At 37.6% G+C, this 24,445-nt stretch carries 28 protein-coding genes and 1 riboswitch; of the genes, 16 read left to right on the plus strand and 12 right to left on the minus strand.

Annotated elements, in window-relative coordinates; all coding sequences use genetic code 11:
• Window positions 1-233: 233 nt before the first annotated feature.
• Window positions 234-863 carry a TVP38/TMEM64 family protein gene (locus AC2TFD_RS11380; RefSeq protein ID WP_484675665.1) on the plus strand — a complete coding sequence of 210 codons (630 nt, stop codon included), beginning with the start codon at window positions 234-236 and terminating at the stop codon, window positions 861-863.
• Here the strand turns inward: AC2TFD_RS11380 and AC2TFD_RS11385 are convergent.
• Complete coding sequence (locus AC2TFD_RS11385) at window positions 860-1,210, minus strand: hypothetical protein (RefSeq protein ID WP_335515650.1); 351 nt, start codon at window positions 1,208-1,210, stop codon at window positions 860-862. The two genes, AC2TFD_RS11380 and AC2TFD_RS11385, sit on opposite strands and share 4 nt — an antisense overlap.
• A gap of 116 nt (window positions 1,211-1,326) precedes the next feature.
• On the opposite strand from AC2TFD_RS11385, the gene AC2TFD_RS11390 reads away from it, so the two are divergent.
• The 3 genes from AC2TFD_RS11390 (at window position 1,327) to trhA (ending at window position 2,860) form a co-directional block, all read left to right on the plus strand.
• Complete coding sequence (locus AC2TFD_RS11390) at window positions 1,327-1,773, plus strand: GNAT family N-acetyltransferase (protein WP_335515653.1); 447 nt, start codon at window positions 1,327-1,329, stop codon at window positions 1,771-1,773.
• Window positions 1,774-2,013: 240 nt separating this feature from the next.
• Window positions 2,014-2,190 (plus strand): hypothetical protein, encoded by a 177-nt coding sequence (locus AC2TFD_RS11395; RefSeq protein WP_335568243.1) that lies wholly within the window; start codon window positions 2,014-2,016, stop codon window positions 2,188-2,190.
• A 22-nt stretch (window positions 2,191-2,212) separates the two neighbouring features.
• Window positions 2,213-2,860, plus strand: coding sequence for a PAQR family membrane homeostasis protein TrhA (gene trhA, locus AC2TFD_RS11400; protein ID WP_335568242.1), 648 nt, complete (start codon window positions 2,213-2,215; stop codon window positions 2,858-2,860).
• Between the two features lie 93 nt (window positions 2,861-2,953).
• Here trhA and AC2TFD_RS11405 read toward each other — a convergent pair whose 3' ends face one another.
• Window positions 2,954-5,020: a peptidoglycan D,D-transpeptidase FtsI family protein gene (locus tag AC2TFD_RS11405; RefSeq protein WP_484675666.1), complete on the minus strand. Its 2,067-nt coding sequence runs from the start codon at window positions 5,018-5,020 to the stop codon at window positions 2,954-2,956.
• Window positions 5,021-5,633: 613 nt separating this feature from the next.
• On the opposite strand from AC2TFD_RS11405, the gene AC2TFD_RS11410 reads away from it, so the two are divergent.
• From AC2TFD_RS11410 to AC2TFD_RS11420, 3 genes are all read left to right on the plus strand, one after another.
• A complete protein-coding gene (locus AC2TFD_RS11410) occupies window positions 5,634-6,419 on the plus strand; it encodes a TerC family protein (RefSeq protein WP_335568240.1) in 786 nt (261 codons plus the stop codon).
• 162 nt (window positions 6,420-6,581) lie between these two features.
• Window positions 6,582-7,901 carry a hemolysin family protein gene (locus AC2TFD_RS11415; RefSeq protein ID WP_335568239.1) on the plus strand — a complete coding sequence of 440 codons (1,320 nt, stop codon included), beginning with the start codon at window positions 6,582-6,584 and terminating at the stop codon, window positions 7,899-7,901.
• Window positions 7,902-8,093: 192 nt separating this feature from the next.
• Window positions 8,094-8,357, plus strand: coding sequence for a hypothetical protein (locus tag AC2TFD_RS11420; protein ID WP_335568238.1), 264 nt, complete (start codon window positions 8,094-8,096; stop codon window positions 8,355-8,357).
• 79 nt (window positions 8,358-8,436) lie between these two features.
• Here AC2TFD_RS11420 and phaC (AC2TFD_RS11425) read toward each other — a convergent pair whose 3' ends face one another.
• From phaC (AC2TFD_RS11425) to AC2TFD_RS11435, 3 genes are all read right to left on the minus strand, one after another.
• On the minus strand, window positions 8,437-9,525 hold the full coding sequence (gene phaC / locus AC2TFD_RS11425; protein WP_335517820.1) for a class III poly(R)-hydroxyalkanoic acid synthase subunit PhaC: 1,089 nt from the start codon (window positions 9,523-9,525) through the stop codon (window positions 8,437-8,439).
• Window positions 9,526-9,571: 46 nt separating this feature from the next.
• A complete protein-coding gene (gene phbB, locus AC2TFD_RS11430) occupies window positions 9,572-10,315 on the minus strand; it encodes an acetoacetyl-CoA reductase (RefSeq protein ID WP_335568237.1) in 744 nt (247 codons plus the stop codon).
• Between the two features lie 88 nt (window positions 10,316-10,403).
• On the minus strand, window positions 10,404-10,805 hold the full coding sequence (locus tag AC2TFD_RS11435; RefSeq protein WP_335568236.1) for a polyhydroxyalkanoic acid synthase subunit PhaR: 402 nt from the start codon (window positions 10,803-10,805) through the stop codon (window positions 10,404-10,406).
• Window positions 10,806-11,162: 357 nt separating this feature from the next.
• Here AC2TFD_RS11435 and fabG point away from each other — a divergent pair, with 357 nt between their 5' ends.
• Window positions 11,163-11,897, plus strand: a complete 735-nt coding sequence (gene fabG / locus AC2TFD_RS11440; protein ID WP_484675667.1) for a 3-oxoacyl-ACP reductase FabG — start codon at window positions 11,163-11,165, stop codon at window positions 11,895-11,897.
• Window positions 11,898-12,118: 221 nt separating this feature from the next.
• Here the strand turns inward: fabG and phaC (AC2TFD_RS11445) are convergent, their stop codons facing one another.
• The 5 genes from phaC (AC2TFD_RS11445) to qoxA all read right to left on the minus strand — a co-directional run bounded on the left by phaC (AC2TFD_RS11445) (window position 12,119) and on the right by qoxA (window position 17,135).
• A complete protein-coding gene (gene phaC, locus AC2TFD_RS11445) occupies window positions 12,119-13,207 on the minus strand; it encodes a class III poly(R)-hydroxyalkanoic acid synthase subunit PhaC (protein WP_335568384.1) in 1,089 nt (362 codons plus the stop codon).
• Window positions 13,208-13,351: 144 nt separating this feature from the next.
• Window positions 13,352-13,633 (minus strand): cytochrome aa3 quinol oxidase subunit IV, encoded by a 282-nt coding sequence (qoxD, locus tag AC2TFD_RS11450; protein ID WP_335519846.1) that lies wholly within the window; start codon window positions 13,631-13,633, stop codon window positions 13,352-13,354.
• 1 nt (window position 13,634) lies between these two features.
• The gene (qoxC, locus tag AC2TFD_RS11455; protein ID WP_335519843.1) at window positions 13,635-14,231 is read right to left on the minus strand and encodes a cytochrome aa3 quinol oxidase subunit III; all 597 of its coding nucleotides are present in this window, start codon (window positions 14,229-14,231) and stop codon (window positions 13,635-13,637) included.
• A gap of 3 nt (window positions 14,232-14,234) precedes the next feature.
• On the minus strand, window positions 14,235-16,178 hold the full coding sequence (gene qoxB / locus AC2TFD_RS11460; RefSeq protein ID WP_335519841.1) for a cytochrome aa3 quinol oxidase subunit I: 1,944 nt from the start codon (window positions 16,176-16,178) through the stop codon (window positions 14,235-14,237).
• A gap of 39 nt (window positions 16,179-16,217) precedes the next feature.
• Window positions 16,218-17,135, minus strand: a complete 918-nt coding sequence (gene qoxA, locus AC2TFD_RS11465) for a cytochrome aa3 quinol oxidase subunit II (RefSeq protein ID WP_335519839.1) — start codon at window positions 17,133-17,135, stop codon at window positions 16,218-16,220.
• A gap of 304 nt (window positions 17,136-17,439) precedes the next feature.
• Between qoxA and AC2TFD_RS11470 the strand changes: the two genes are divergently transcribed.
• The 3 genes from AC2TFD_RS11470 to AC2TFD_RS11480 all read left to right on the plus strand — a co-directional run bounded on the left by AC2TFD_RS11470 (window position 17,440) and on the right by AC2TFD_RS11480 (window position 19,306).
• On the plus strand, window positions 17,440-17,745 hold the full coding sequence (locus tag AC2TFD_RS11470; RefSeq protein WP_335519836.1) for an iron-sulfur cluster assembly accessory protein: 306 nt from the start codon (window positions 17,440-17,442) through the stop codon (window positions 17,743-17,745).
• 417 nt (window positions 17,746-18,162) lie between these two features.
• Window positions 18,163-18,912 carry a Cof-type HAD-IIB family hydrolase gene (locus AC2TFD_RS11475; protein ID WP_335520494.1) on the plus strand — a complete coding sequence of 250 codons (750 nt, stop codon included), beginning with the start codon at window positions 18,163-18,165 and terminating at the stop codon, window positions 18,910-18,912.
• 193 nt (window positions 18,913-19,105) lie between these two features.
• The gene (locus AC2TFD_RS11480; RefSeq protein WP_045515670.1) at window positions 19,106-19,306 is read left to right on the plus strand and encodes a cold-shock protein; all 201 of its coding nucleotides are present in this window, start codon (window positions 19,106-19,108) and stop codon (window positions 19,304-19,306) included.
• Window positions 19,307-19,483: 177 nt separating this feature from the next.
• Here the strand turns inward: AC2TFD_RS11480 and AC2TFD_RS11485 are convergent, their stop codons facing one another.
• Both AC2TFD_RS11485 and AC2TFD_RS11490 read right to left on the minus strand, forming a co-directional pair.
• Window positions 19,484-19,681: a YwbE family protein gene (locus AC2TFD_RS11485; protein ID WP_335568233.1), complete on the minus strand. Its 198-nt coding sequence runs from the start codon at window positions 19,679-19,681 to the stop codon at window positions 19,484-19,486.
• Window positions 19,681-19,884: a hypothetical protein gene (locus AC2TFD_RS11490; RefSeq protein ID WP_484675668.1), complete on the minus strand. Its 204-nt coding sequence runs from the start codon at window positions 19,882-19,884 to the stop codon at window positions 19,681-19,683. Before AC2TFD_RS11490 ends, AC2TFD_RS11485 begins: the two co-directional genes overlap by 1 nt.
• 394 nt (window positions 19,885-20,278) lie before the next feature.
• Here AC2TFD_RS11490 and AC2TFD_RS11495 point away from each other — a divergent pair, with 394 nt between their 5' ends.
• The 5 genes from AC2TFD_RS11495 to ribH all read left to right on the plus strand — a co-directional run bounded on the left by AC2TFD_RS11495 (window position 20,279) and on the right by ribH (window position 24,434).
• Complete coding sequence (locus AC2TFD_RS11495; RefSeq protein WP_484675669.1) at window positions 20,279-21,127, plus strand: SDR family oxidoreductase; 849 nt, start codon at window positions 20,279-20,281, stop codon at window positions 21,125-21,127.
• A gap of 95 nt (window positions 21,128-21,222) precedes the next feature.
• Complete coding sequence (locus AC2TFD_RS11500) at window positions 21,223-21,693, plus strand: GyrI-like domain-containing protein (RefSeq protein ID WP_335514170.1); 471 nt, start codon at window positions 21,223-21,225, stop codon at window positions 21,691-21,693.
• 83 nt (window positions 21,694-21,776) lie between these two features.
• A riboswitch (FMN riboswitch) is annotated at window positions 21,777-21,922 on the plus strand.
• Between the two features lie 172 nt (window positions 21,923-22,094).
• Window positions 22,095-22,754 carry a riboflavin synthase gene (gene ribE, locus AC2TFD_RS11505; protein WP_335514173.1) on the plus strand — a complete coding sequence of 220 codons (660 nt, stop codon included), beginning with the start codon at window positions 22,095-22,097 and terminating at the stop codon, window positions 22,752-22,754.
• Window positions 22,755-22,801: 47 nt separating this feature from the next.
• Window positions 22,802-23,938 carry a 3,4-dihydroxy-2-butanone-4-phosphate synthase gene (ribB, locus tag AC2TFD_RS11510; protein WP_335568232.1) on the plus strand — a complete coding sequence of 379 codons (1,137 nt, stop codon included), beginning with the start codon at window positions 22,802-22,804 and terminating at the stop codon, window positions 23,936-23,938.
• Window positions 23,939-23,966: 28 nt separating this feature from the next.
• Complete coding sequence (ribH, locus tag AC2TFD_RS11515; RefSeq protein ID WP_335514179.1) at window positions 23,967-24,434, plus strand: 6,7-dimethyl-8-ribityllumazine synthase; 468 nt, start codon at window positions 23,967-23,969, stop codon at window positions 24,432-24,434.
• Window positions 24,435-24,445: the final 11 nt, after the last annotated feature.

A 24,445-nucleotide genomic window follows, 5' to 3' on the forward strand; every position in this document is an offset into this window, starting at 1 on the left:
GCACCTGTTGATTTGCGCGGAAGGCACGAAGACTCCTGCAGGAGGACGGGACAGGGGAGACCCCGCAGACGCTTTAGCGTCGAGGAGGCTTCCCGAACCGCCTGCGGAAAGCGAAGTGCCTGGAGCGCAAATCAACAGTCATTTAAAAGTTCAGGAAATTTATGGTTTATGAAAGGGACATTTACCTTTATACTTAAGGAGAAAGAGCATTTCTTAAAGATTAGGAGTTAATAATGGGGAAAAGAATTCTAAGTATATTGATTTTAATCATAATTGTGGCGATAGGCTTTTTACAAAAGGATGAGCTGCTTGCATTAATAAAAGAGGGGGGACCACTTTCCCTTTTGATTAGCATGCTGCTCGTAGCAATTTGTGTCTTTTTTCCTGTTATTCCTTTTCCTGTCCTAGCTGGTGTTATCGGCGGTGTATTCGGAACCACTCAAGGGGTAATTGTGTCCCTAACAGGTGCAATGGTTGGAACAATGGCGTTCTTTTATTTATGTAGATATGGTTTTCGGGACTATGCACAGGCAAAGTTAATGAACCATAAGAAAGTCCAGGAATATGAAGCTTTTCTTAATCGGAATTCCTTCTTGGCCATCTTAACCTGCCGTTTGATTCCCATTATTCCAGCGCCTGTAGTCAATATCGTTTGCGGTTTAAGTAAGGTGAATGGTCTTGTTTTCTTTAGCGCATCCACAATTGGTAAATTACCTAATATCCTCATTTTGTCTTTTGCCGGAGCTTCTTTTAGCAGCAACAAGCTGTTTTCCTTTGGTTTATATGGAGGATATATTTTACTAATTTCTCTTATTAATTTTGTTATCATGTACCGAAAAATGTCAAAGGAATCGGCAGACTAAACGATGAACTTTGCAGGAAGATCATTTCGTTCATCTATTGTAATTACCTTTTTAAAAAAGCTTTTTAAAATTAACCATCTTGCTGGATAGGAATTTATAAAATCCTCTAATACTTGGGGAGAGTAATGAATGAAACAATCAAGATCATTTCTATGCTTTTTCAAATCATGTAAAAGGGCATGCGGAATCGTGTAATAGTCGTAGAGTTGATAAGGATTCAGTTTTATCACTTTGATATTGTGTTTTTGAATGTAAGGCAGAATACTTTGTTCTTGAAGTTTAAAGCTTTCTTCCTTTGAAAGACCGTTTAAACGAATTTGGTCATTGATAAAATAGATTCCCTTCATACCAAGACACCTCATTTCTAGTAGTAATTGGTATTGTTATTGACAGGGAAGGCGGGAAGTATACGTCATGACTATTAAGATCATAGGCTAATCTGAAAAATCGGAGGGTGATGGCAATGTCTAGTTGGGAAAAGGATGGTTTTACTCTTAGTACGGAGAAGCAATATCTTGATAGGAATATGATTCATCATTTTTTGAGTGTTGATTCTTATTGGGCTAAAGGGATATCGATGGAAAAAGTAAACAAGTCAATAGAAAAATCTTCGATTTGTTTTGGTATGTATGAGGGAAATCCCGCAAAAGGGGAAGCAAAGCAAATAGGGTTTGTCCGGGCAGTAACTGATTTTGTTCGATTTGCATGGATCATGGATGTATTTGTTCTCCCTGAATATCGGGGAATTGGCCTTTCGAAATGGATGATGGAAACTATGATTGGCCAGTCAGAACTAAAGGATGTTCGGAAAATGATGTTATGCACGTACGACGCACATGGACTATACGAACAATATGGTTTTCAAGCAATAGATGATCCTGAAATATTTATGGAGAGAAAAGTAAGATAAATGGAGTTTGGGCTGTCTGCTGCGATAGTAGGCAGCCAGCTTTATTCTAATATTAGTAGAGAAAAAAATATTTGTACAAAAAATTTACCCGGCAAATGCCGGGTATGGAAAAGGTATCTATAAAATAAAAGGGGATGGAGTTTAGGTTCTTTTATGAACCTAGTATTATAGTAAACGAAAAATATGAACAAATTATGAAAGAATTATTAATAGAATGGTAAATTTGTGGGGGGGAAGAAAATGAAGGATTTCCATTGTTGTGCTACCTGCCGGAATTTTCAAGCCGAGAAAAAGCCAGCTGGGATGGTTTATTATTGCAGTCGTTTAGGTTTTGAAACAAAAACGAATTATAAATTTGACTGTTGGAGTCCAAAAAAGAGCATAATAGAATTAATGGATAAATCTAAACAGGAATAGTTTGAAAGAGGAGAATAGCACGATGGCAAATACTCATGTTTTTTCGCGTAGAGAGGAAGTTGCAAATTCGATTACTCACGGGATTGGTGCCGTGCTAAGTATTGCTGCTTTGGTTATGTTGATTGTATTTTCATCACTCTATGGAAATGCTTGGCACATAGTGAGTTTTACAATTTACGGAGCCTCCATGTTCATTTTGTATATGTCCTCGACATTGGTACATAGTTTTCCGGAGGGGAAAGTCAAAGATTTATTTGAGATTTTTGACCATTCATCCATTTACTTTTACATTGCAGGCACCTACACACCTTTCCTGCTAGTAGTCATTAGAGGGTCTTTAGGTTGGACACTTTTTGGGGTTGTGTGGGGATTGGCCATTGCCGGAACTATCTTTAAATGCTTTTTTGTAAAAAAGTATCTTTTTACCTCGACGATTCTATATGTGGTGATGGGCTGGATGATGGTATTCGCATGGAATCCTTTAGCTGACAAACTCCCATCACAGGGGATGACCTATTTAATGATCGGAGGTCTCCTCTATACATTTGGAGCTGTTTTTTATGTATGGCGAGGCTTTCATTATCATCATGCCGTCTGGCATCTATTTGTAATTGCCGGGACAGTGATGCACTTTTTCTGTGTTTTGATCTATGTGTTGCCGATTGGATAGGGGAGGAGTGTACAGTTTCTACAAAAAGCCGTGCACCTTCTACAAAAAAACAAAAAGGCGTCTGGTCATAAATATACCAGACGCCTTTTCTCCTTAATTCTTCTTCTTTTCAAAGTAAGTATCCATGACTCTACGCCCGATTCGGAAGTTTGCACCATTATCAGTATTTCCTTGATAGGCCCATGGGACAATAACCGCCATTGCCACTTCAGGATTGGTACTAGGTGCGTAGGTGGCTAAGGTTAAGTTCATTACTTGGGGCGGAATCTTACCAAATTTCTTGCGGTCTGGTCCATCATAGTAGGCCTCAGCCGTTCCGGTTTTTCCTGCAGGAGAGTAAGCAACTCCTTGGAACCGTCTAAATGCTGTTCCTCCTGGCTCTTGGAAAACCTTTTTGAATCCTAACTGTACCCGGTCAATCCAAGCAGGTTCAGCATCTATCGTATTAAGGACAGTGGGATTTATCTCTTGGAAAATAGGACCAAGTTCGTCTGTATTGTCCATAGGCTCACGGATTTCTTTCACAATATGTGGTTTCATTCTGTTTCCGCCGTTAGCAATCGTTGAAATATATTGCGCTAATTGCATCGGAGAATAGGTGTCATACTGTCCAATGACTAAGTCCATGATATGTCCTGGCAGCTTGCTTGTTCCCTTTAGACCACTTGATTCATTTGGGAGATCAATACCAGTCCTAGTCCCAAGGCCAAAGCTCGCAAAAGAATTTCTAATGATTTCACCTGTATTTGAGGCTAAACTTAAGGGCTTATCATATTGGTAATTCCCTTTACCAATTCTAATCGCCGTATGGAACATATAAACGTTTGAAGATAATTTCAATGCGTCCACATCATTTAATGTTCCTAAATAGGAATAAGACGCTTTGAGAGGGGTATCCGCGATTTTTATCCCTTGATCATTAATTTTCGTACCAGGACTAATTACCCCTTGCTTAAACCCTGTTAAAATAGTTGCCCCTTTTACTGTTGAGCCGACATTGTATGTGGTAGTAATTGTACCTAGAGCATCATCTTGCATTTCTAATTTACCAGTTTCAGAATTTTTAACGATTCTTTTCCCAGCCATTGTTAAGACGGCACCATTATTTGGATCCATTAAAACGACGTAGGCTCTATCCAAAAGAGAGGTATTCGGGGTTTGTTTCAGTGCCCAAAGCTCTTCTTCGATAATTTTCTCTACGGCGATTTGTAAGTCCATATCAACAGTTAGAACCAGGTCTTTCCCTCGTTTTCCATCCGAAACTACTTCTGTTTCAATGACATTGCCTTGCTTATCTGTTACTGTTTTAACCTTTGTTTTGTGTCCATGTAGGACATCTTCATATTGTAATTCCAGCTGGCTTTTTCCAACCCTATCATTACGGTTATACCCAAGTGATAAGAAATGATCCAAACGATCGGCTGGCAATCCTTCTTCGGTTTTTGTCACGTTCCCTAAAATCGATTTTAAAGTTTGCTCAAAAGCATATGACCGATCCCAATCCGTGGTCGTATCAACACCTGGGAGCATTTGTAGATTCTCACTGACAATCGCAAATTCCTCTGGTGTTACATCTTCGTTTTTAACAATTTGAGGAGTAAATTTATATCCACTTGAGAATTCACGGTAGATGGCAAGTACCTCAAGTTCCTCAGGAGTAAATTGAGCTAATTCCTCCTCGGTAATTCGTTCAAGCTTTCGTTGATAAAGATCATTATCTTTTAATTTTTTTGTTTTAAATAAGGCGGTTTCTTCTTGGGTGATTTTTGCTTCGGCTTTTTCAGGATTTTTAATAATCCAAAAATCCTTTTTGTCTCGAACAGTCACTTTATCGGGATTTTTAACAATTAACTGTGCTAACTTTTCGGCTGTGGCAAGCATTTCTTTCTGACTTGCTCCCATATTAGTATATGTAATTGCCCTTTTCGGCACATTATCAACAATCACTCTGTGTTTACTGTCAAACATTTTCCCTCTGGGTACAGGGTTATTAATCGTAATATCTTCTTTTCTTTCTAATTCACGTTTGAAATTTTCCCCATAGACAATTTGGACAAATCCTAAACGTAAAATCAGAATGGAAAATAACATAAAAACACTGAAAAATAGCAGATTTAAGCGAAACGGGAAATGTGATTTTTTCTTTTTCTTTTTCTCCAATTGCTGACACATCCTTTTCAACTAAGGCTCTTTTCTTAAATTTTCTTGCTTTCTGGAACAAAATTTTATGATAGTACTAATTTCAGCAGTAAATAGAATAAATTTACTAAGAAAAGAGCCTGCAAACTAAATTCACAAAAGCAAAATAACTATTGCCGCGTTAAAATCGGCTTTAAGATTTTAACAACAATCATTACGAAGACAGCCTCAACTAACAAAGCGAGATTCCATCGTTTGTATGCATAGTAAAAATATGTAATTATTTATTATTTTACGTTTTTATTCAGTAATGTAAAGGTTTTCCTTTTATATGATGGCAATTTCTGATTGACATTATGTTTTTTCTATCATATATTGTAAGTAATAAAATATTTCCTTTTTAAAGGGGAGTAGCTGGACAATAAAGTCGTCATTCCGAGAAATTTTTTTCTCCGGCTTTATTGGCAACGTGATGTTGTTAGCAAGACCTTTACTGCAAAACGGTAAAGGTCTTTTTGTGTTTTTTTGAGGCCTTTACTGTTGGAAAAAGTACCACTTTTCCTGCGTAAAGGCTTTTTTATTTGCAGCAGAGGGATATTTTAGAAAAAAACTTACTATTTAGGAGGAATTATGTATGGACTTCTCTCTTTTGCTGGAATACGGATGGGTATTACTTGTACTTATTGCATTGGAAGGTTTGCTAGCAGCGGATAATGCTTTAGTGCTAGCGATTATGGTGAAGCATTTACCTGAAGAAGATCGAAAAAAAGCATTGTTTTATGGTTTAGCAGGTGCGTTTGTGTTCCGATTCATTTCCCTTTTTGTTATTTCGTTCCTTGTCGATGTGTGGCAGGTTCAAGCCATTGGAGCGCTATACCTATTATTTATGGCAATCAATCATATTGTTCGAAAAGTAGCGATTAAAGGAAAATCTGAAAGTTCAAAAGAAGAACCTATTAAGAAAAGCGGATTTTGGTCTACTGTTTTTAAAGTGGAATTAGCAGATATTGCATTTGCCGTGGATTCTATACTTGCTGCGGTGGCACTTGCAGTCGTTCTCCCCAATACACCATTGCCGAATATCGGTGGCCTGGATGGCGGGAAATTCTTGGTTATTTTTGCCGGGGGTATCATTGGTCTAATTATCATGCGATTTGCAGCAAATCAATTTGTTACGTTATTAGAAAGAAGACCCGGTCTTGAAATTGCAGCCTTTATGATCGTAGGCTGGGTTGGTGTTAAGTTAGCGGTTTACACACTTTCACATCCAGCACTCGCTGTATTAAGTCAGGAATTTGCCCATTCAACAGAGTGGAAATTAACATTCTATGGTGTATTAGTTGCGATTGCAGCTGCAGGATGGTTCTTCTCCAAGGACCAAGCGGTAGAAGAGAGGAAAATAGATACAAAAGTCTCATAATTTCCTCATAATAAAGGAAAACTTAGAATAGGAAGAGTTGAAGGAAGCTGCATTCAATCGAAATGCAGCTTCCTGTCGGTAAAAAGGGAGGATTAGGGGAATCAATAACATATACATACATTTATTATGGAGGTGTGAGCCTTACATCCTGTAAGGCAGCTATTGACAATTATCAATCTTCTTTTAATTGCATTATTAATCGCTTTAACAGGATTTTTCGTTGCTACTGAATTTGCGATTGTGAAGGTCAGGGGATCAAGAATAGAACAGTTAATCGCTGAAGACAAAAAAGGAGCAAAAGCAGCAAAGCATGTAACTACGCACCTAGATGAATATTTATCAGCATGTCAGCTTGGAATAACGGTTACTGCGTTAGGTCTAGGATGGCTAGGGGAACCAACTGTAGAAAGTTTATTATTTCCCTTATTTACATATTTAGAATTAAATGAGGCTATATCCCATGTATTATCTTTTGGTCTGGCATTTGCTTCTGTTACATTTTTACACGTGGTGATTGGTGAGTTAGCTCCAAAAACAATAGCGATCCAGAGGGCAGAACAAATTTCACTATTATTTTCTAAGCCATTAATCTGGTTTTATAAAATCATGTATCCATTTATATGGGTATTAAACCATTCCGCTCGAGTACTTGCAGGATGGTTTGGCTTCAAAGCTGTTTCTGAAAATGAAATAGGTCTTTCCGAAGAAGAGCTGCGAATTCTCCTTTCAGAAAGCTATGAAAGCGGTGAGATCAATAAAAGTGAACTTGAATATGTGAATAACATATTCGAATTTGATGAAAGAATTGCAAAAGAAATCATGGTTCCAAGAACGGAAATGGTTACATTAGATATGAACGACAGTATTGAAACGGTAAGGCAAGTCATAAAAAAAGAAAAGTATACTCGATACCCAGTAGTGGCTGATGGCGATAAGGATAATATTTTAGGTTTAATTAACATTAAAGAAATATTAACGGAAGAGATAACCAAGGAAGAACTTTTAAAAGACACTACGCTAAAACCAATATTAAAGCCTGTAATTCGTGTCATCGAATCAATCCCCATCCATGATTTATTGGTGAAAATGCAAAAGGAACGATCGCATATGGCCATTCTGCTTGATGAATACGGCGGGACCTCAGGGCTTGTGACGGTTGAGGATATCTTAGAAGAAATCGTCGGAGAGATTCGAGATGAGTATGATGCTGATGAAGTGGCAGAGATTCGTAAAGTTAATTCTGATCAGTACATATTTAATGCAAAAGTATTAGTCGGAGAAGTGAATGATACTCTTGGTACAAATTTATCCGATGAAGAAATGGATACAATTGGCGGTTGGTTCCTGAGCCGCAATTTTGATGCTAAAAAGGGAGATGAAATCGAGGAAGAGGGATTCGTCTTTACTGTTAAGGAAATCCAAGGACATCATATTTTGTTTATTGAAGCAAAAAAGATGTTTAATGAAGAACAAAAAACATGACAAGCAATTCCTCCAAATGGTGGAATTGTTGTTTTTTATGAAATCTGTTTTCGTATTGAGAAAAGAGTAATTACGAACAGTATATTAGAAATTGAAAATGTCAACATTAATAAGTTGTTTTTATAGAAAAAGTTTGACAATTTTGTGAACATGGTCAATAATTAATAATATATAGAAAGGGGATATAATGTTATGGTGAAGAGAGAGAAATTTTTAAATGCAGTAGCGTATGTTGGATTAACCATTTTAATCATCGGAGTAATTACCTTTATTTTAGGAATGTCTGTAAGCGGTTTCAGTGCGTTCGTCTCGATTGGAATTGGAACATCTGTGGGTGCCGTTTTTATTTTTCTTATTGGTGTGTTCTTGGTCGTGACGGAGGAAATGTTAGAAAAATCTCATGTTGGTAAGAATGTTGTTCCAATCACTTCAAAAAAAGGAACACCGATGAAATAAAGGGGATCCATGAAGATTTTACGTTTGAACCCAAAAAAAGTGTTCCTATTAGAGGAACACTTCATTTTAATCTTTTTATTTAGTTGGATCGTTCAGCCAGCCAATCACCGATTGTTGGATAGGTGATTTTATTGGCTTTGCTGCCAAAAGTGATGGAAGTATGTCCAACAGGTAAATTTTGATATTGTTTATCTTGGCTCGAAATGGAGTCCATCAAAGCTTCAACCATATGAGGCTGAGCAATTAGGTCTTGTTGTCCGGCTAAATTTAGCACATTTGCTTTAATATTTTTCAAATCTACTTTATTTCCACGTACAACCAGTTCACCTTTAATCAGTTTGTTTTTCTGATAAAAATCTCTTATCCACTGACGGTAAGCCTCGCCAGGGAATGGAATACCGTCATTCAACCATTTTTGGAGAAGTTTAAAGCTTTTTACAAACTTTTCATTATCCGCGCGATCGACAAGACTCACATAAGGACCATAGAAGTTTGCCATTGGTTTTATTAATTTGTTACCCACGTCAATCACTTCAGGAGGTACCACACCAAGTGTATCTACTACCTTATCAATATTAAAAAATTTCTCATTTAACATTTCACCGTATTGACCCGTATTCTCAAAGTCAAATGGACTTGTCATAAAGACAAGATTACGGATAGGTAATTCAGGGTGTAATGCCGCAAAAATAGATGTCATGGTACCGCCCATACAATACCCAAGCAGGGACACTTCGTCAACATTAGATTTTTTCATTACTTTTTTTACTGCACGTGGGATGTAGTCCATAATAAAATCATCTAGTTTCATATGGCGATCTTCATATCCTGGCGTACCCCAGTCAAGCAGATAAACATCAAACCCCTGATTAACCAGATATTCTATTAAACTACCACCTTTTGTTAAATCTAAGACATATGGTTTATTTATTAGGGCATAAATCATGAGTAATGGAACTTTATGTTTTTTCGGCTGGTCAGAAATATATCGATAAAGCTTTGTTTTATTTCTCGTCCAAACTACCTCTTTTGGTGTTGGCGCAACTTCCGGTTCGGCATCAATTGTTAGTACCTGAGAAGCCCTATTTACGCGATTAAGCATTTGTTGATAATCTTGAGGAATTAATTGCGCATACTTTTCCCATTCATTTTTAGTATGTACGTTAATAACTGCTCACTCCTTACATCATTATTACTATAAGTACACAGGGTACTTACATGTAAAGTCCGCCATTAATATTTAATTGCTGTCCTGTAATATAGTCTCCATCTTTACATAAGAACACAACACCGCGTGCTATTTCTTCCGGTTTTCCTAAACGTTTTTGAGGAACCTTTGCCACGATGCTTTCTAGTACTTTTTCCGGAATTGCTTGAACCATTTCTGTTCCGATAAATCCAGGGCAAATTGAATTTACCGTTACATTTGTTCTTGCAAGCTCTAACGCAAGGGATTTAGTATATCCGATTATGCCGGCTTTTGCAGCAGCATAGTTTGTTTGACCGAATCCTCCAGCCTGACCAATAATAGATGAAATGTTGATAATGCGGCCAGCATCAGATTCAGTAAGGTGTGGTAATGCCGATGATGTGGTATTGTATACACTATTTAAATTCACATCAATTACTTTTCTCCAGTCTTCCTCAGTAAGCTTTTTAAATGTGCTGTCTCGAGTAATTCCAGCATTATTTACTAAAATATCTAATCGTCCAAAATGTCCAACTGCTTGTTCGACAAGATAGTGTGCTTCCTCACTCTTAGAAACATCCGCTTGAACAATACAAGCTTCTCCGCCAACTTCATGTATTTCAGCCGCGATTTTATCAGCAAGTTCTTTACGTGAAACATAGTTAAGAACGATTTTAACGCCATTCTTGGCCAATTCCAATGCAATGGATGCGCCAATTCCTCTGCTCCCGCCTGTTACGATTGCTACCTTGTCTTTAAGTTCTGTCATGTTAATATGCCTCCTATGTTATGTAACTACATTTACAAGCTTAATGGTCAAACCGGTTTAATTTCTTGTTCCTAGTGATAGAAATAGTCTATTTTGATCCTTCGGCTTTTAAGAGAGTAATAATTTGATTCATTTTGGTATCTAGATTTTTCATGTCCTTTTTAATGGTAGATAATTCCTGTTTGAAACCAGACTGGTCTAGTTGATTTGTGCTGTTATCCTCTAATAGTTCTTCCAAGTTATCAACTTTTGCGTCAACGTTGACTACTAAAGAAGAAAGATTAGCAAGATCGTTGCGAGATGGAAGATTAACCAGCTCAAGATATTTTTCTGTACTTTCATCAATTAATTTTTTGTACATAAGGTTCATTTCCAACACTTGAGCAATTCCCTGGGCTGGGAAATTCTCCTTAATAGTTTCATCAAAAAAGCTGCTGGATTTTGCATAGTAATCCTTCCAGATATCAAAAAGATTTGTTTCTAATTTCATGGTTATTCCTCCTAAGTGTTTTTATCAACATTACTATCATACTAGCAATGAGGAAGGATTTGAAGGGTAAGTATTCGAAATTGTCACAAAATAATAATACTTTTTTAGACAAAATTCACCACGTTTTTAATGCGTTTTCTTGGGGATTTTAGGGCATGGATAGAATTTGATTTTATTTTGAAATAATGAATATCTCGATTGTAAATAGGATTAGGCTGTTTTCAATCGATTCGGAACAGTGAAGAGCAGTATATACTATGTTCTTTTTTTGAACTTATAAGAATAGGATGAAGTGTTAAGTTGACATTTTACAAACTGCCTTTGGATGAAAAAAATCTAACAAGAGGTGGGGAGAATTTGAAATTCACAGGTAAAGTGGCTCTAATAACTGGCGGTGCTCAGGGGATTGGGAAAGAAACGGCCAAACAATTTCTTCGAGAAGGGGCAAGAGTAGTGATATGTGATTATGATGAATCAGCCGGCAGAAATGCAGTTGAGGAATTAAATCATGAGAATGTTACCTTTATGAAGGTGGATGTTACAGACAGCTCCCAAATTGATGAAATGGTTCAAACAACCATTGGAATGCATGGAAGGATTGATATTCTAATCAATAATGCAGGTATAACATTGGATGGGTTTCTCACCAAGATGAATGAAAGTGACTGGGAAAAAGTTATCTCCGTTAACTTGTCTGGAGTATTTAAATGTACAAAAGCGGTTGCCCCGATTATGTTAAACCAGGGAGCGGGAGTCATCTTAAACGCCTCCTCTGTCGTAGGGTTATACGGAAATATCGGTCAAACAAATTATGCAGCCACTAAGGCTGGTGTTATTGGCTTAACAAAAAGCTGGGCAAAAGAATTTGGTCCTAAAGGGATAAGGGTAAATGCTGTTGCGCCAGGTTTTATTGAAACAGGGATGACCGCAGCAGTACCAGAGAAGATTCTTAACGTCATGAAGGAAAAAACGCCTCTTAAGAAGCTTGGAAAACCATCGGATATTGCCTCTGCCTATCTTTTTCTTGCATCCGATGACGCCAATTACATTAATGGTACCGTTTTAAGTGTGGATGGAGGTTTGGTGATTTAAAGGGCTGTTAATTCGGGTTTTAATTATATTAAAAAAACTCTTAACTTCAATAATTTACAAATAATTACAACATATGATAAAATGTCTTAAACGGTAATATTGTCGAAAAAAGTCTAATAATATTATACTTACATGAACCGACTGGAAAAAGTATTTCAGTCGGTATTTTGTATTTTTGAAGATTGCCTGCCAAAATAAAAAAAACGCTGAAAATTCAGCGTTTAGATTGACCTTTCTGCAAGCCAGTCGCCAATGGTAGGGTAGGTGATTTTTGCCGCTTTTGCTCCAAAGGTTATCGAGGTATGGCCAACGGGCAAATTTTTATAAATTTTATCTTTGCTTGATATCGCGTTCATTAATGCTTCAACCATATGAGGCTGGGCAATCAAGTCATTTTTACCTGCAAGATTTAACACATTTGCTTTAATATTCTTTAAATTTACCTTTTGGCCGCGAATAACTAGTTCTCCTTTTATCAGCTTATTGTATTGATAAAAATCACGAATCCATTGGCGGTAGGATTCACCTGGAAATGGAATACCATCATTTAGCCATTTTTGGAGAAGACTAAAACCTTTTATAAAATTTTCATTATCTGCACGATCGTATAGACTTACATATGGTCCGTAAAAGTTTGCAATTGGTTGAATCATTTTGTTCCCATAGTCAATCATTTCTGGCGGTATATTACCCATTGTATCTACTACTTTATCAACATCAAAGTATCGCTTATCCAACATAGAACCATAGGAACCTGTATTAGTAAAATCAAAGGGACTTGTCATAAAGATAAGATTGCGGATTGGCAATTCTGGATGTAATGCTGCAAATACAGATGTCATGGTTCCACCCATACAATACCCTAAAATGGAAACTTCAGAAGCATTTGAATTCTTCATTACTTTTTTAACAGCACGTGGTATATAGTCTAAAATATAATCGTCAAGTTTCATATTTTTATCCTCTAAACCTGGTGTTCCCCAATCTAAGAGGTAGACATCGAAACCACGGCTTACCAAATATTCTATGAGACTTCCACCCTTAGCTAAATCTAGGACATATGGTTTATTAATCAATGCATAAACCATAAGCAGAGGGATCTTATATTTTTTGGGCTGATCGGGAGTATAGCGATAAAGTTTTGTTTTATTCTTTGTCCAAACAAGTTCTTTGGGGGTTGGTGCAACTTCTGGTTCAGGATCGGTGGTTAATACTTGCATAGCTCTTACGCTTTTTTTGATTTGCTTTTGAGTCTCCTTAGGAAAAAAACCGGCAAAGTCATTCCATGATTTTTCAACAAGGGTACTAATAGTGCTCCCACCTTTCTAAATTGACTTCATGCATAGTATATAGTGGAAATTACACCTATATGACTATTACATGGAAATTAAAAACGCTGTTGATGTGGAAATCAACAGCGTTTTTTATTAGATTAGATGATTTGATTCAGGCTTCTACATATCCCAAACCATTGCGAGCAGGGTACCAAAAACCGTAACGAGTGCAATAATTAAGCCATAAAAAACATTAGTGTAGATTGCACCTTTATCCTTCGTCTCACCAGCATGCATAAATACAACGAGCTGGAGTCCTGCTTGGATAAACGCAGTTACAAGAAGAATCGTCATGCCTGCCGCAAATGACATATCTAAAAAGTAAACAGCTAAAGCAATGGTTGTCAGGAGTAGGGAGAAGACAAAACCAAGTACTTGTTTCATTGGGAATAATTGGCTCATCTTACATCATTCCTTTCAAATAGATGAAGCTAAAGATGAAAATCCAAACGACATCTAGGAAATGCCAATAAAGGGAAAAGATAAATGCTTTATTGGTTGTCTGTGGAGTTAAACCACGTTTTTTCACTTGCAGCATTATGAATAATCCCCAAAAAAGTCCAAGTGTAACGTGCGCTCCATGTGTACCTAATGTTGTTAAAAGGATCGATGTAAATGCACTTGTTTGCAGTCCGGCCCCAACATGTACATAGTGCATAAACTCATAAATCTCAACACTTAAGAATCCAAGTCCAAGTAGTAAGGTAATGGCGAAAAATGCCATCATAGCTCTTTTGTTACCGATGCGCATGGCATGAATACCTAGGCCAATGGTAAAACTGCTGGTTAAAAGTAAAATCGTTTCAATTAACACTGGTGTAATCTCAAAAATTTCTGCTCCCGCAGGACCATTACCCGTTCGATCCACTAATGTGAAATATGACGCAAAAAGGGTGGCAAAAAGCATAATTTCCGCACCAAGAAAGATCCAAAATCCTAAGATTTTCAAACTGTTTTCTTCGGTACTATATTCTAATGGGAGCGAGTTATCTATTTTCATCTTTTAAGCACCTCGCAAATTTGTTTCTGTTTCTTCAATTTCTTTTACAGAGATATAATGGCCATGGTCTTGTTCAAACGACCGGAGAGCCATACATGCAAAAATTCCTAGTGTTGTAATGATAACTGGAATCCACAAACTGAAAATAAAAGAGAATCCCCAAACAAAGAAGATACAGCTCATGATAAATGGAATTCCGCTATTATTAGGCATGTGAATTTTCTCGTATTCTCCTTTAAATAAAACATGACCCTTCTTCTTTGCGTCCCAAAATGCTTCATTGGAACGAACTTCTGGTAATATTGCAAAATTATATGCCGGTACCGGTGTATGGGTAGACCACTCTAATGTACGAGCATCCCATGGGTCATTGCCAATGTCTCTCGATTCATATCGAGTACTATAGTAAATATTGTATACGATGAATACAAAACCAATGGCCATGATTGCGGCTCCAATAAAGGAAATCATATTCAATGTACCAAATCCAGCAGCCTCAGAGTAGGTGTACATCCGGCGTGCCTGACCATCCAGCCCCGAAGCGTACATTGGCATAAAGGATAAGACAAAACCGATGGAAAGCAGCCAAGCTGTCCATTTTCCAATTTTTTCATTTAACATGAAACCAAACATCTTTGGCCAATAATAATGCAATCCTGCAAGCATTGCATAGACAACACCAGGAATAATTACGTTGTGGAAATGTGCAACTAAGAACATTGTATTATGGTATTGATAGTCTGCTGCAGACATAGCAAGCATTACCCCGGTTACCCCGCCAATTGTAAAGAGCGGAATGAAAAAGATACTATATAGCATTGGTGTGGTAAAAACAATTTTTCCTTTTCTTAGGGTAAGAAGCCAGTTAAAAATCTTTACCCCAGTAGGTACGGCAATTGCCATGGTTGTAATCGAGAATATACTGTTTGTTAATGCTCCTTGCCCCATCGTAAAGAAATGGTGTGCCCATACAAAGAAGGAAAGCAGGGAAATAATAACCATCGAACCAACCATCGATTTATAACCATACAGGTTTCGACGGGCAAAGGTAGAGATAATTTCACTATATATACCGAATGCAGGAAGTATTAGGATGTAAACTTCAGGATGTCCCCAAACCCAGAAAATATTGGCCCATAGCATATCCATTCCGCCATTATCCATAGTGAAGAAATTCGTTCCAAATTGACGATCTAAGGTTCCCATTGCAAGCAATACAGCTAAAACTGGGAATGCGAATACTATAATCACATTGGCGATTAAAGCGGACCATGTGAACATTGGCATTTTCAATAAGGTCATGCCAGGTGCTCTCATTTTGAGAATCGTAGTGATAAAATTAATCCCGGTCATTAAGGTACCAATACCAGCTATCTGAATCGCAATCATGTAATAATTGGTACCAACAGATGTACTGAATTCGTTACCTGCAAGAGGGAAATAAGAAGTCCAACCTGCGTCAGGTGAGCCGCCAACCACGAATGAAATGTTGAATAACATGGCCCCCATAAAGAATAGCCAGAAACTTAGTGCATTCAAGCGTGGAAATGCCACGTCACGTGCTCCTATTTGTAATGGAATTACAAAGTTCATAAAGAACATAATAAATGGCATTGCCATAAAGAGAATCATAACAATTCCATGTGTTGTGAAAATCTCATTATAATGCTGAGCGTCCAGCAGTGTGTTTTCTGGAACGGCAAGCTGAGCACGCATCATGATGGCGTCAACTCCACCTCTGAATAACATGAGGAGGGCAGATAGTAAATACATGATACCAATTCGTTTGTGGTCAACAGTTGTTAACCATTCACGCCATAGGTAGCCCCATTTTTTAAAATACGTTAATCCAGCAATCACTGCGATAAAGGTAAGCCCAATGGCAACCATCGAAGCATAAATCGCAAAACTAGGATGAGGTACGGCAAATCGATCAAAGAAATCCATTTATTCCTAACTCCTTTCAAGGGAAGTTTACTTGTTAAATTAATGACTCATACTTTCATGATTGGCGCTGGAATCTGTGTGAGATTCTGAATCAGTTGTTTCATTTGATTCTTCTGAGTGATCATGACCAGCTGGAGGCGGCGAAAAGTCTAGATGCGTTCCAATGTACGTTTGCTGCCCGAGATGACCAGGTTCTAATAATTCCTCAAATTTTTTCTCAGTAATTGGTTTGGCAGTTTCTTTTACTTCTTTTACCCAGTCGTCAAAATCGTCTTGAGACATTGCGGTTACATTGAATGTATTTTCAGCAAATCCTTTACCTGAGAAATTCGCATTTCGTCCCATAAATTCACCAGGGACATCTGCTGCTAAATGCAAGGTAGTTACCATGTCAGCCATAGCATATTTTTGTCCGCCTAACTGGGGAATCCAGAAACTTGTAATCGGCCCATGAGAATAAAGTCTAAATTCAAGAGCTCGATCAGTTGGAATATACAAGTAATTGACGGTTTCAATACCTTCTTCAGGATAACTAAAGTGCCATTTCCAGTTAGAGGAAGAAGCATACACAACTAAAGGCTCTTTATCCTCGTAACCCTTCGGTTTTGCTTCAACAATATAGTTGCTTTGTACAGATACAAAAGAGAGAAAGGCAACAATTAATACTGGAATTCCAACCATGATGGTTTCAACCCAGAGGTTTCCTTCAATGTGTGGCGGTTCATAATCTGCACGTTGCTTCGAAGCTCGGTATTTCACTAACATGTAAACCAGCATGGAGAAAACTACGATAACGATTACGGACATAAGTCCAATTGACATAAGGATGTCACTGGCCTGCCGTTCTGCTTGTGGTCCTTTTGGATCCAAGACAAGTAGAGGTTCACACCCAGTTAAAATGGTGAAAATGGTAAAAATCACTGAGTATAAAGCCCATTTGGTGCGCTTTTTTTTCATGTTTCTTACTCCTCTCGATAATGATTTGTTTTCGTGAATTTTTTCACAAACTTGATTAGAGATTCCTTTCTAAATTAATTACTATCTAATAATGATTTTATAATTAGTGTAATTATTCGCTACCACAATATTAACAACTTTGGTGTGATGTTTATATACGTTTTTTGAAGAATTTGTGACAAATTTGTTAAGGATTTTTATTCCTAATAAAGACAAGTTGTGGGAAGAAAGTTAGGTTCATTGTCTATTTTGGAATAATAATGGGATAATGTATATGAATATACATAGGAATGGAGCGACATATATGAAAGTGAAAATTAATCGCCATGCTGCCAAAGCATTGAAGAAAATGATGGAGGGCCCTGAGGCAGAGGGAAAATTATTTCGTGTTTATGTTACAAATATGCACGGTGACCATGCTCATTATGATTTAATGCTCGATACACCAACTGAGCATGATGTTGTAGTAAAAACGGACAAGGATATTGATTTAATCCTTGATTCCCGCGAAGAATACTTAGATGGCGTTTGGATTCAAATGTTCCATGTACCTAAGGAAGAATGGCTGATCACAAATCCGGCCAAAGGCGGCCATCATCACCATCACTAATAAATGAAGGAAAATGTAACAATTAGCCTAGGATAGTCCGAAAAACCTGGTCTCTCCAAAGTATCGTAACAATTAGTCCAGGATAGTGCCGATAAACCGAGTCTCTCCAAATTATCGTAACAATTAGTCCAGGATAGTGCCGATAAACCGAGTCTCTCCAAACTATCGTAACAATTAGCCCAGGATAGTGCCGATAAACCGAGTCTCTCCAAATTATCGTAACAATTAGCCCAGGATAATGCCTATAAACTCGTTCTCCCCAAATTAATAACACCTTGTATCATTCTAGGTGTTATTTTTTTGTTTACTATAGGAACGAATATTCGTTCGGAATTTTTCCGTTATGAAAGTTTTTTTGAGATACTTCAATATGGTGTTACTCTCATTAGGTATGTTTTTTTAAGGAGTTGATTAGATATGGAAAATTTCAAAAGTGATCATGAGATTAAACTAATCGCACTTGATATGGATGGGACTCTGTTAAATGATCAGCACGAGATTTCAGAGGCAAACCGTCTAGCGATTAAAGAAGCACAGGAAAAAGGCGTACATATCGTTCTCAGCACTGGCCGCTCTTTAAGAAGCTGTGAGAAACATGCAGATTCGCTTTCGTTAACGTCATACTTAGTGACGGTAAACGGCAGTGAAATTTGGGATGATAAAAGGGGATTAGTCGAGAGGAATCTTGTTAATTCCGAATCCATTCAATGGATGATAGAGCTAACCGAAAAGCACAAGAGCCGTTTTTGGGCAATCAGCACAACCCGAAACTGGTTTGATGAAATTCCGGAAGATATTCATGGAGCGGAATGGCTGAAATTTGGATTCAATATTAAGGATGTGCCGACAAGAGACATAGTTTTAAAAGAGCTGCTGGCACGTGGAGAGTTTGAAGTAACCAACTCAACTCCAACAAATCTTGAAGTAAACCCGGCCGGGATTAATAAAGCAAAAGGGCTGAAATTAGTCTGTCAACGGCTTGGTATTGAGATGATAAACGTCATGGCCGTTGGCGACAGTCTAAATGATTTGGCTATGATAGAAGAAGCAGGCTTAGGCATTGCAATGGGAAATGCTCAGGATACTGTAAAAAATGCGGCTGCTTGGGTAACATCTTCAAATAATGAAGATGGTGTCGCTAAGGCAATCCAAAAATGGGTGCTGTAATTTATAAGCATTCACGGACTTGGAAGTATTATGAGGAAGGAATATTATTTTTTTGAAATAAAATCAACTCAAATGTGAAATACTTTATATACAAGAGGAAATTGTTTAAAAATAATTTCACTTGGTTATAATAATTGGGCAAGACTATATTGCAATTTCATGTATTTGTTACATGCTAGGAGGAGCTACAAAAATGGAACATGGTAAAGTAAAATGGTTTAACGGTGAAAAAGGCTTTGGATTTATCGAGCGTGACGGTGGAGACGATGTATTCGTTCACTTCTCAGCGATTCAAGGCGAAGGCTACAAAACGTTAGATGAAGGTCAAGAAGTGACGTTTGAAATCGAAAATGGACAACGTGGTCCACAAGCGGTTAACGTTCGTAAAGCATAATAAACCTTCAAAACTCAAAACAGACTCCAAATTGTGAGTCTGTTTTTTTATGCACAAAAAAACCTCCACGAAAGAAGTGGAGGTCCGATATGTGATAAGTAAAATGGTTATGCCTAGTATCGGTTAGTTTTAGAAATTGTATACCTCAAGGTAGTGCCTTTTGGCTATTTACGTAGATTATCCCTTTACTATTTCCTGTACCCTGCCAACCTGTCCATCCATTAATCTGACTTTTATTCCATGAGGATGGAAACTAGAATTTGTTAAAATATCTTTCACAATACCTCTAGTAAGTTTTCCTGTTCTTTGATCAGCCTTTAAAACTATGTCAACCTCAGTACCAGCAGTAATGTCTTTTCTATTTTGCCCGTTCATTAAACACCCATTTTTCTACGAGTGTTACTCACTTTTTTTGTCATTTGGCTTTTCATTTGTTTAGTATTTTGAAGACCGTTTGAGCTGTTATTGCCAGCGGCAACTTTATTTTTCTTATTCTCGAGCTGCTGCTTCATTGCTTCCTGCAGACTCATTTTCTTCTTGGGTTCTTCATTTTGATTTGTTTGATTGTTTTCTGACATAAGAAAATCCTCCTAAAGATATAAACTAATTCTATTTACAGTATAATCTATTTCTTCCTAAATTAAAAATGTGGAATTAGCAGGAAGCGATAGTATAGATTAAAATGACTTCTAATTGAAACCATCGTAGGTGCGATGAAGCCTGTAGAGAGAGGATATAAACTTCGCCAAATCCACACTTCCTTAAAGCAGATACTGAGTATGGTGAGAGAGTGGCAAAAGGTCTAGGTATATCAATTCCAGAAGTTGTAAAATAGGGCAAAGAGACTGATCAAAGTGACAGTCTTTTTGTTTTTCCTTAATTAAATATAAGAATATTGTATATTTCGACAACTTTTTCATTTGCTTCATATTAAACTAATCATTGCAGATACAAAAAGGGAGTCATACACATATGAAGAACAGGACAGCTGTTGTAACCGGCACATCAAGCGGATTTGGTTTAATTACTTCTGTAGAATTAGCAAGAAAGGGTTTTACTGTTATCGCAGCAATGAGAAACCCCGATAAAAGCAGCAGTCTAATGCAGGAGGCCAAGATAAACGGTGTAGAATCCAATATCATTGTTCTTGAGCTGGATGTTACAAATGAGAAGTCCATTCTATCGTTTCAAACACGGGTAATCGAGGAATTTGAAAGAGTGGACGTTTTAGTTAATAATGCTGGCTACGCTGGCGCAGGGTTTGTAGAGGAAATATCGATGGAAGAGTATCGTAAACAATTTGAAACAAATGTATTTGGAGTTTTTGCTGTAACCAAGGCATTTTTGCCTATTATGAGGAAACAGAAGCAGGGGTGTATTATTAATCTAAGCAGTATCAGCGGCAAGGTAGCTTTCCCGGGATTATCCCCATATATTGCTTCTAAGTATGCAATTGAAGGCTGGAGTGAAAGTCTCCGCTTAGAAATGCAGCCTTTTGGGGTAAAGGTGGTATTAATTGAACCAGGGTCCTATAAAACAAATATCTGGTCCACAGGTAAACAGGTTGCTTTAGAATCATTACAGTCACATTCTCCTTATCGTGAATATATGAAAAGGATAGAGCAATATATTGCAGATGGGGAAAGCAGTTTTGGTGACCCAAATGATGTGGCAACAAAAATAGCAGAGATTTCGGTTCTAAAAAATCCAGAGATGAGATATGTAATTGGCAGGGGAGTTAAAGCTTCTATTTTTATAAAGAACCTTTTACCATGGAAACTTTGGGAAAAATTAGTTATCAGAGAATTGTCTAGAAAATAGGTAAATTATTTACCGATGTTGTCGTTTTTCGGGAGGATTTTCGAGGTTTATGTAAGAATAATAGAGATATAAATGCAAATAGAGGAGGAATAGGTTTGAAGATCCAAGTGCTCGAAAAAGATGAGATAAAGGTAGTTGGAATTTCGTGGAATGGCACGTATTCACAGTTAAATACCATTCCTGATTTAGTTGAGGTTATGAAAGAACGGAAGGGTGAAGTGCCTAACCAGACGAATGAATCGATCTTAATCGCTCCCTTCCATAGCAGAGAAACAGAATTGACCTGTTATGTAACGACACCAGTGGAAACCTTAGAAAATGTTCCTGAAGGGATGATAGGGTTTACGATACCTCGCAAAAATTATGTTCGTACCTCACACAATGGTACCTTGGCCGAAGTTGAAAGTACATATCAACAAGTGTTGGTATGGATGCAAGAGTATGGCTATGATTTGGATGACTCTGCCTTGAGTTTAGAAATATTAAAACAAAACCATAGTGATATAGATAACGGCACTCAATTTGAACTTTACCTTCCTATTAAGACGTATGGCAATGACTATTAATATTGAACAAATAGAGAGGGGTTTCCTAATCAAACTTTTCGCAATTTTAACTAGTATAAGGTATAATCAATCATATAGTTGAATAATTCCTTCGGGGTCGGGTGTAATTCCCAACCGGCGGTGATGAAGCTCTAGCTTCTTAGTCCGTGACCCGTTTAACGTACGTTAAACGGTGGATCTGGTGAAAATCCAGAGCCGACAGTTAAAGTCTGGATGGGAGAAGGAAAAAAGTCAGGTTTAAACCAAGGGAGTAGTATACCCTTTTTTAACCCCTATTTTCTTATTGCCTTTTCCAAGGACCCTGAAGAGCTTTATTTCTTCAGGGTCCTTTTATTTTAACTATAAATCGGTATGAAAGATTTTTGCCATCATTGCAAATATTAGGAAGGGAGGTAAAAACTATGTTTACCGGTATTATTGAAGAATTAGGAATGGTAGCCAATATCCAACGAACAGGAACATCTTTTGTACTAACAATTGAGGCAAAAAAAATATTAGAAGATGTCCACCTTGGTGACAGCATAGCTGTTAATGGCGTGTGTTTAACGGTCACTAGCTTCTCTAACAAGCAGTTTACTGTAGATGTTATGCCTGAAACGGTAAAAGCATCCAGCTTAAACGCACTAAAGCGGGGATCCAAAGTGAATCTTGAACGGGCAATGGCAGCTGGGGGAAGGTTTGGAGGTCACTTTGTTTCTGGTCATATTGATGGAACTGGAGTGATCAAGAGTAAAAAGCAACTCGAAAATGCCATTTATTATGAAATTGAAGCCCCGTCTGACATACTCAGGTATATTATCGTTAGGGGGTCCATTACTGTAGATGGTACAAGCCTGACTGTATTTGGAGTAAGTGATGATACCTTTACTTTATCCCTTATTCCCCACACCTTATCAGAAAGTATTATCGGTCTAAAAGATTCCGGTGATATTGTCAATTTAGAATGCGATATGATTGGCAAGTATGTAGGTCATTTCTTATCGGCAGGTTCTGGTAACGTGAACAAAAAGAGTCCCTCAGGTATTAGTGCGCAATTCCTGGAAGAACATGGATTTTTTTAAATACATAGTCAACAGCTCATATTTTTAAATTGAAAGGGGAGAAAGACTTGTTTGATCTTATAGAAGATGCGTTAGAGGATTTAAAAAACGGCAAGGTCATCATCGTTTGTGATGACGAGGACAGAGAAAACGAAGGTGATTTTATCTCCTTGGCTGAAAAAACTACTCCAGCAGTAATTAATTTAATGGCAACACACGGCCGAGGCTTAATCTGTGTACCTGTTGATGAGGAGTTAGCACGGAAATTAGAATTATTTCCTATGGTTTCAAACAATACAGATGCACATGGTACTGCCTTTACCGTTAGTATTGACCATAAATCATCGACTACGGGAATATCAGCCTTTGAGCGTTCTACTACCATTTTACGCATGCTTGACGCAGAGGCAAAGCCCTCAGACTTTATGAGACCTGGTCATATTTTCCCGTTAATTGCGAAAAAAGGTGGAGTCTTGAGAAGAACAGGACACACTGAGGCTGCAGTGGATTTGGCCAAATTATGCGGATCTCAGCCTGCGGGAGTCATCTGTGAAATTATGAATGAAGATGGAACCATGGCTCGTGTTCCTCAATTAAGAAAAATTGCCGATGATCTAAAAGTTAAAATGATTACCATTAAAGACTTGATTGAATATCGCAATAATAAAGAACAGCTGGTCAACCGCGAAATTGAAATAAATTTACCAACAGAATTTGGTGATTTTAAGGCTGTTGGTTATTCAAATGTGATCGATGGAAAAGAACATCTTGCTTTAGTAAAGGGAGAATTAAATCCTGATGCCCCTATTCTAATACGCGTTCATTCAGAATGTTTAACTGGGGATGTTTTTGGTTCATTCCGCTGTAATTGCCAATCAGAGTTACATGCTGCCTTAAGCCAAATTGAACAAGAAGGCAATGGAGTCCTTCTTTATATGCGTCAGGATAGCGGCTTAGTAAATAAATTGCGGACATACAAGCTCCAAGAAGAGAGTCAGGATGCTGCCCTAGGCAATGGAAATGAAGATGTTTTACGTGAATTTGGTATTGGCGCTCAGATATTAAGGGATTTAGGGGTTAGAAAAATGAAATTATTAACCAATAATCCAAAGAAAATAAAAGGAATAATGGGATACGATCTTGAAGTGGTAGAAACTGTTCCTTTGCAAATGGAAATACAAAAGGAAAATGTTAATCTAAAATAAACTACAAGAATAATCGGAGGTAAAAAAAATGAAAAATATTTATGAAGGTAATTTAGTAGGTTCTGGTTTAAAGATAGGAATCGTAGTTGGGCGTTTTAATGAGTTTATTACGAGTAAATTACTTAGCGGTGCACAGGATGCTCTAAAAAGACATGGGGTAAGCGAAACAGACGTGGACATCGCTTGGGTGCCAGGTGCATTTGAAATTCCATTAATTGCTCAAAAAATGGCTAATAGCAAAAAATATGACGCGGTTATTACATTAGGGACGGTAATTCGTGGTTCCACACCACATTTTGATTTTGTTTGCAGTGAAGTGGCCAAGGGTGTTTCTAAAATTACCCTAAGCAGCGGTATTCCTGTTGTTTTTGGTGTTTTAACAACGGATTCCATCGAGCAGGCTATTGAGCGTGCTGGAACGAAAGCGGGGAATAAAGGCTGGGATTCTGCAACTGGAGCCATTGAAATGGCAAACTTATGCAGAAGCTTTGAATAATAAATTTTATG

The organism is Neobacillus sp. plas4 (assembly GCF_057221695.1).